Annotated in this window: 2 protein-coding genes; both read left to right on the top strand. The window is 70.4% G+C overall.

The window, feature by feature from the left end; genetic code table 11:
- The first annotated feature begins 461 nt into the window (after positions 1-461).
- The gene (locus tag DEU31_RS16035; RefSeq protein ID WP_133677847.1) at positions 462-1,469 is read left to right on the top strand and encodes a polyprenyl synthetase family protein; all 1,008 of its coding nucleotides are present in this window, start codon (positions 462-464) and stop codon (positions 1,467-1,469) included.
- A 210-nt stretch (positions 1,470-1,679) separates the two neighbouring features.
- Positions 1,680-7,898: an Ig-like domain-containing protein gene (locus DEU31_RS16030; protein ID WP_133677846.1), complete on the top strand. Its 6,219-nt coding sequence runs from the start codon at positions 1,680-1,682 to the stop codon at positions 7,896-7,898.
- The last annotated feature ends 25 nt before the right edge of the window (positions 7,899-7,923 follow it).

The raw sequence follows: 7,923 nt of genomic DNA, 5'->3' as shown, positions 1-7,923 counted from the left end.
CTCGATCGCGCCGATGGTACTGCACTCGGGAGGGTGTGGGAGAGTAGGTCGCCGCCGGACATCTTCACTGGGAGTGGAGGAGTGCTTGAACCCCTTTTCGGGTGTTCGCCTCCTCCACTCCCTTTTGTCATGCCCGGGAACTGGGAGCCCACACGCGTCCCGGGTCCTGGCGCGAGAACGGGAGCCGGGCGTGACAACCGGGGTCGGAAGGCGAGGCACCGGCTCGGGAGAGGGGTCGGGCTGAGCTGTCCCGAGCGACGGGATGGTCCGGTTCAGGGGGCGAGCTCGCAGATCCATCCATCGGCGGAGTGGTGCGCAGTTCCGCCCGTCACCTCGGGACCGTCGTACGACTCGGGGCCCGTGCCTCCCCGGTAGACTCGGCTGTCGTGTCGCTCCTGTCCGGGAGCGCAGTCCGCACGCCGGCCCCGCTCCTCGGGACTGGTCCGATCCCCAGGAGAGACATGCCGTCCACGCTGCCGGGTGTGCCCGACATCGATGATCAGCTCGCGACGAGCATCGTCGAGCGCCTGGGCGCCATCGAGCACGGGCTGCGCGAGTCCGTCGCGAGCTCCGACGACATGATGCGCTGGACCGCCCGCCACCTCATGGACGCCGGCGGCAAGCGTGTGCGCCCGATGCTCGTGCTCCTGGCGGCCTCCCTCGGGGACGTCGATGCCGAGGGCGTGCAGAACGCGGCGATCCTCGTCGAGCTGACCCACCTGGCCAGCCTCTACCACGACGACGTGATGGACTCGGCGCCCACCCGCCGCGGCACCGACAGCGCCCACTCGTTGTGGGGCAACAACGTCGCGATCCTCACCGGGGACTTCCTCTTCGCCCGGGCGAGCGCGCTGAGCGCCCGCATCGGCCCCGAGGCCGTGCGGATGCACTCCGAGACCTTCGAGAGGCTCTGCCTCGGCCAGCTACACGAGACCGTCGGACCCGCCGAGGGGGAGGACCCCTTCGCCCACTACATCTCCGTCCTGTCCGATAAGACGGCGTCGCTGCTCGCCCTCGCCGGCGACCTCGGCGCCTCCCTCGCCGGCGCCCCTGAGGGGTCTGGCGACGTCATGCGCCGCTATGGCGAGAAGGTCGGGGTCGCCTTCCAGCTGGCGGACGACGTGCTGGACCTCGAGAGCGACGCCGCCACGAGCGGGAAGACCCCGGGGATCGACCTGCGTGAGGGCGTGCCCACCATGCCCACCCTCCTCGTCCGTCGCCGGGCGGCCGTGGAGCAGGACGCGCGCAGCCTCGAGATCCTGCGCAGGCTCGACAGCGATCTCAGCGACGACACGGCACTGGGTGAGCTCGTGGCGCTGCTGCGCGAGGACGAGGCGCTCGAGGAGACGCGTCGGCTCGCCCAGCGCACCGCCGACGAGGCCGTCGAGATCCTCGGCGAGCTGCCGAAGGGCCCCGTCCGCGAGGCGCTGGAGACCTTCACCCGCACGCTCGTCGAGCGCCGTCGGTGAGCTCCTCCTGAGATCGGCGATCGTTCGGTCTGCCTGACCTGTACGGGAACGGAACGTGACCGGGCGCGCGTAGTGCGTCGCGCGGGGGACCGGTACTCTGTCCGTTGTCGTGCGCGACCACATCGACCGCGGGGGTCTTCTCCTCAGTGAGAGCAGCCGGTCGGGGCCGGGCGTGCGCGAGGAGTCTGCACGTCTTCTGGGGGTACCACCATGTCAGTCACCGCTGGACCGAAGGGGCGCCGCGGTCGGCGCACCACGGTCGTGTCCACGGCCGTCCTGTCAGTGGTGGCGCTCGTCCTCACCGGCTTCGCCGTGAACTACGACGGCCTGTCCTCCTCGGAGGTCGAGGTCTCCGACGGCGGCGTCTGGGTCAGCAACGGCGACCGCGGCCTCATCGGCCGTCTGAACGTCGACGCCGGCGAGCTCGACGCCCGCATCTCCTCCACCGGCCAGGATCTCGACATCATCCAGTCCGGCTACCACGTCTTCGAGACCGGGCCGCGCGGCATGACCCCCATCAACACCGCGGCCGCCTCCCGTGCGGGCCTCGTCGAGCTGCCGTCCGAGTCCACCGTCCGCATCGGCGGGGACCGCGTCGTGATCGCCGCGCCCGACGGCCGGGTCTGGATCCTCTCCCCGGACGAGGCCGCCGCGTTCAGCCCCGCCTCCGTCGAACCGGTCCTCGAGACCGGCAACGGCGCGCCGCCCGTCGCCGTCTCCATGAGCGGCGACGTCTACGTGCTGAACGGCGATGAGCTCCTGCGCTACCCCCGTACACCGTCCACCCGAGACACGAAGGCGGACAAGCCGTTCATCGCCGGCGGGGTCTCGAGCGACGCCGCGCAGGTCGAGCTCACCGTCGTCGGCGACGTGCCGGTGATCATGGACCGCGAGAACCGCATGCTGCGCCTCGGCACCGAGATGAAGGACTACCCGCTCGAGGCCTACGGGATCTCCTCCCTCGAGGCCGGCGAGCTCCAGCAGGCCGGCCCCGCCTCCGAGAACGTCGTCCTGTCCACCGCCGACACGATGCTGCTGATCCCCCTCGACGGCGGGAAGGCCGAGTCGATCTCCGCCGGCGGCACCGGCTCCGAGGTCGTCGAGCCGGCGCAGGTCGACGGCTGCGCCTACGGCGCCTGGGGCGGGTCCCTGCGCTACGTCCGCGCCTGCGAGGGCCAGGAGCCCGTGAGGGACGTGATCCCCGAGGCGAAGGCCGGGGCGGACCTCTCCCTGCGCCAGAACCGCGACCTGGTCGTGCTCAACGACCAGAAGTTCGGCCTGTCCTGGGAGATCATGGACTCGATGCAGCTGGTCGACGACTGGGTCATCAACCAGGACATCCAGACCGATCAGTCGAAGGAGAAGGAGAAGGAGACCCTCACCACCACGATCGAGAACGTCGCGGCCGAGCGCGAGGAGGAGAACCGGCCTCCGACGGCCAACGACGACACCTTCGGCGTGAGGCCCGGTCAGAACGTGGTCCTCCCCGTCACGCGCAACGACGTCGACCCCGACGGCGACGTGCTCACCGTCGATGTGGAGGGGAAGCAGCCGGCCGCCGGGCAGGTCACCCCGATCACGGGCGGCACGCAGCTCCAGATCCAGGTCGCCGACGACGCCTCCGGCACCCAGACCTTCACCTACGCGGTCGACGACGGGCGTGGAGGCAAGGACACCGCCACCGTCACCCTCGAGGTGCGCCAGGAGGGGGAGAACTCCGCCCCGCAGGCCGCCGAGGAGACGATGACCAAGGTCCAGGTCCGCTCCGGCCAGGAGATCAGCTTCAACATCCTGCCGTACTGGGAAGACCCCGACGGCGACGCCTTCTACCTCTCCAACGCCACGGTCCCGCCGGAGGACCTCGTCACCTTCACCCCCGACGGGAAGATCACCTTCAACGACGCCGGCCTCTCGCCGGGCACGAAGCAGGTCCAGCTCACCTTCCGCGACGAGAACGGCGAGACGGGGGAGGGGACGATCCAGATCGAGTCGGTGACCGACAGCGACCTCCCGCCGATCACCACCGCCGACCACGTCAGCATCGTCTCCGGACGCACCACTACGCTCAAGCCCCTGGGCAACGATCTCAACCCCAACGGCGGCGAGCTCGAGCTGATCAGCGTCGGCGAGTCCGAGGGGCTGGAGGTCGATCCGGCCCTGGACGCCGGGAGCGTCGACGTCACCAGTGCCCGGCCCGGCACCCACTACCTGGAGTACACGGTCGGGGCGAGCGGCGGCAGCACCAGCTCCCTGGGACTGATGCGCATCGACGTGGTCGAGCCGGAGGCGGAGAACCTCCAGCCCGTCGCCGTCGACGACCTCGGAACGGTCACCACCGGCACCGACACGCTCGTGGACCCGCTGGAGAACGACGTGGACCCCACCGGCGGGGTGCTGGTCGCGAACTCCCTCGAGGTCCCCGAGGGCAGCGGCCTGAAGGCCACCGTCGTCGACCACCACCTGGTGCGGGTCGAGGCGGAGCCCGGCGCGACCGTCTCCTCCGAGCCGGTCCCCATCACCTACGAGGTCTCGAACTCGGCCGGCACCTCGACGGGCACCATCCGGATGATGGTCGTGAACACGGACACGCAGTTCGCGAACCCGGAGGCCGTCCCGGACCGCACCGTCGTGCGCGCCGGGGACATGGTCAACATCGACGTCACCGCCAACGACGTCTCGCCCACGGGCTCCGACCTCCACCTCGGCACGAACCTCGACACCTCCCGCGCCGATGCGCTGGGCAACACCGAGCCGCACCAGGACATGCTGCGCTTCCGCGCCGACGACGACGCGACGGGCGAGGCCGTCGTGCAGTACGAGGTGGTCGACGAGACGGGCCGCACCGGCTCCGCCCTCGCCTACATCACCATCGTGCCGCGGGACGCGGAGAACACCCCGCCGCGGCCGGAGAACCTCACCGCCCGCGCGGTCGCGGGCACCCCGGTGCGGATCCCCGTCCAGACCACCGGCATCGATCCCGACGGCGACTCCGTGATGCTCACCGGGGCGGCGAGCCCCATGCCCACCCTCGGCGAGATCACCACCGCGAACGGCGAGTGGATCGAGTACGTGCCGCACGAGGACTCGGTCGGCACGGACCGCTTCCGCTACCAGGTGATGGATCGCCACGGCGCGATCGGCACCGCGGAGGTGCTCGTCGGCATCGCCGCGCCCACGGATCGCAACCAGGCCCCCTACGCGGTCGACGACACCGTCGAGGTGCGCCCGGACCGCGAGGTGCAGATCCCGGTGCTCGACAACGACACCGACCCCGAGGGCGACGCGCTCGGCATCGTGCGCGGCGACGTGGAGGCGATGACGGACATCGAGTACGTCGAGCCGCCGGAGGACACGGAGGACAACCTCGTCACCGTCACCTCCCCCGCCGAGGAGGGCACCCACACGGTGCTGTACTCGGCGACCGACGGGCAGCTGAAGTCCAGCGCGACCGCGACCGTCAAGGTCGCCGCGAACGCGCCGCTGCTCTCCCCGGTCGCGGTCGACGACTTCGTGCCGGTCGAGGACGTCCTGGATCCGAAGAAGGACCACGTCGAGGTGGACGTGCTCGCCAACGACTCCGATCCCGACGGCAGCACCAACGACCTCGAGGTCGCGCTCGACGGCTCCTACGAGGGCGTGGACCTGCGCGAGGACGGGACGCTGAAGATCGTGCCCCAGGAGGAGCAGCAGCGGATCCGCTACATCATCACCGACCAGGACGACCAGTCCTCGGCCGGCTACGTGTGGGTGCCCGGCACCGCGAAGCAGGCCCCCGTCTGGGTGGGCGAGCCGGTGAAGGTGCAGGCCGGCGCCGAGGCGAAGATCGACCTCGCCGATCCCCAGAACGTCCGGGTGCGTCCGGGCGCGGAGGGCGTGCAGATCACCGACCCGTCGCTCGTGACGGCAGGCCACGGCGACGGCGGCGAGCTCGTCGAGAACGAGACGACGCTGAGCTACCGCCCTGCCGCGGACTTCTCCGGCAAGGACACGATCAGCGTCGAGGTGACCGACGGTGCGGTGGGGGACGCGACCGCGGCCACCGCGACGCTCGCGATTCCGGTCGAGGTCGCGCCCGAGGACGAGAACCTCCCGCCGACCTTCCAGGGCGCGCTGCTCGAGGTCGCGCAGGGAGAGGGCCAGGCCACGGTCGACCTCGCGCCCGGCGTGGACGACCCCGATGACGACACGTTCACCTTCGCCCTCGGGAAGTTCACCGAGAATCCGGAGATCGATGTGTCGGTCGAGGGCTCGGTCTTCACCGCGACCGCGACGCCGAAGGCGCCCAAGGGCACGGTCCTCGAGGTGCCGGTGACCGTCTCCGACGGGACGAACGATCCGGTGGAGTCCTCCGTGCAGGTCACCGTCGGCGGCTCGCCGCGGCCCCTGCTCACCACCGTGATGGACGAGGACACGATCGACGCGGGCACCACCAAGGACATCGCAGTGCTCGAGAACGACTCCAATCCCTTCCCCGGCGGGGACCGGGAGCTGCTCAGCGCCGGCCTCACCGCCGGTGAGGGCACCGTCGAGCTCAAGGGCGACAAGGTCTCGATCACCCCGGCAGAGACCTTCCACGGGATCCTCACCGCTCAGTACACGGTCGAGGACGACACCGGAGACCCGGACCGCCATGTCACCGGCGAGATCCGGATCGTGGTGCGCGGCAAGCCGGCGCCGCCCTCCGCGCCGCGCATCGGGGAGATCGGCGACGGGTTCGTCGAGCTGAACTTCGACGCGGGAGCCGACAACGGCGCCCCGATCACCGGGTACACGGTCACCGCGGCGACCGGCGGGACGGTGTCGCAGCAGTGCGCCTCGACCTCCTGCACGATCACCGGGCTGACCAACGACACGGAGTACACCTTCCAGGTCGTGGCGACCAACGACGTCGGCGACTCGGATCCGTCGGTGCCCTCGGCCGTGGCCCGCCCCGACGTGCGTCCCGAGAAGCCGGCCGCCCCGCGGGCGGAGCGCGGCGACCAGCAGCTGACCGTGGGCTGGTCCGCACCCGAGAACCGCGGCTCCGCGATCCAGAGCTACGAGGTGCAGGTCCAGGACACCAGCGGTCAGGGGATCTCCTCCCAGACCGTCGAGGGCGGCAGCACCCAGACGGTGTTCTCGGGGCTGACCAACGGCAATGACTACCGCTTCCGGGTGCGGGCCTCGAACCTGGCCGACGAGCCCTCGGAGTGGTCGGAGTGGTCCTCGGCGGAGCACCCGGCCGGGAAGCCCAAGGCCCCCAGCGGCACCCCGTCGGCCGAGCGGGTCAACACCGCTCTCGGCGGCGCGGTGGACGTGACGTGGCCGGCGATGACGGACGCTGAGGCGAACGGCGAGCCGATCACCCAGTACGTCGTGAAGTCCTCTTCCGGCGCGAGCCAGACCGTCGACGGCGGGACCACCAAGGCGTCCTTCCGGGACCTCGACCGCGACAGCAAGCACACCTTCACCATCACCGGCGTGAACTCCGTCGGCACCGGCTCCGGCTCCTCGAAAGCATCGAACGCGGTGACCCCGTGGGCGAAGCCCGAGGCGCCCACCGGGGTGAAGGCGTCCCTGCCGGACCCGAACACCGGTGACGGCCCCAACGGGCGCGTGGACGTCTCCTGGGAAGCGGCCGACGGGAACGGCACCACCGTCACGCAGTACGTCGTCAAGGGCGGCGGTCAGACCAGGACGGTCGACGCGTCGAAGCGGAGCGTCCGATTCGACAGCCTGGATCCGACGAAGTCCTACCGGTTCACCGTCGAAGCCCGAAACGGTTTTGCTAAGGACGGCGGCGTCAGCGAGACGTCCGCGGAGTCCAATTCCGTGAAGCCGTACACGAAGCCGGACAAGCCGTCGGTCAGCGGCTCCAACGGCAAGTGCACCGACGGGAGCACCTGCCCCGTCACGGTGAAGGCCAGCGCGGGCGGCGGCGACGGCGGAGCCGGAGGCAAGACCCTCCAGGTCCGCATCAACGGCGGCAGCTGGCAGGACTCGGGGACCTCCTTCTCCAAGACCTACCAGGTGAAGTCCAAGGGCATCGTCAAGATCGAGGCCCGCGTCAAGAACAGCAAGGGCCTCGTCAGCGGCACCGTCAGCAAGTCACAGGGCGCGCAGACCTACACGCCGCCGGCTCCCAAGTCCGACGTGAGGTTCGGGACCACACGTTTCAACACCGCCTCCTGCGACTCGGAGTACTGCCGGCAGGTGCACATGACGCTGACCGATCTCGAGCCGGGCAAGACCTACGAGCTCCAGGCCACGCTCGATCAGCGCCCGGGGGACACGTTCTTCCCCGGAGGCCCGATCAGGATCACCGCCAGGGAGGACGGCACCTGGTCCTCGGACGCGGAGGGGCACAAGTGGGCCTTCGGCTATCCGAACGAGTCGTTCACGGTGGTCCTCGACGGGAAGGACATCGGCTCCTATCGCCACCCGGGCTGAGCGCCCCCGACACCCCACCCCGCAT

Origin of the sequence: Brachybacterium sp. AG952 (assembly GCF_004362645.1) — a bacterium.
In the GTDB taxonomy this organism is placed as follows: domain Bacteria; phylum Actinomycetota; class Actinomycetes; order Actinomycetales; family Dermabacteraceae; genus Brachybacterium; species Brachybacterium conglomeratum.
The sequence above is the reverse complement of the archived record's forward strand: the minus strand, read 5'-3'. Positions and strand labels throughout refer to the sequence as shown.

Coding starts and splice junctions, on each gene's coding strand:
- DEU31_RS16035 (WP_133677847.1), top strand. CDS start 462: ATGCCGTCCACGCTGCCGGGTGTGCCCGACATCGATGATCAGCTCGCG.
- DEU31_RS16030 (WP_133677846.1), top strand. CDS start 1,680: ATGTCAGTCACCGCTGGACCGAAGGGGCGCCGCGGTCGGCGCACCACG.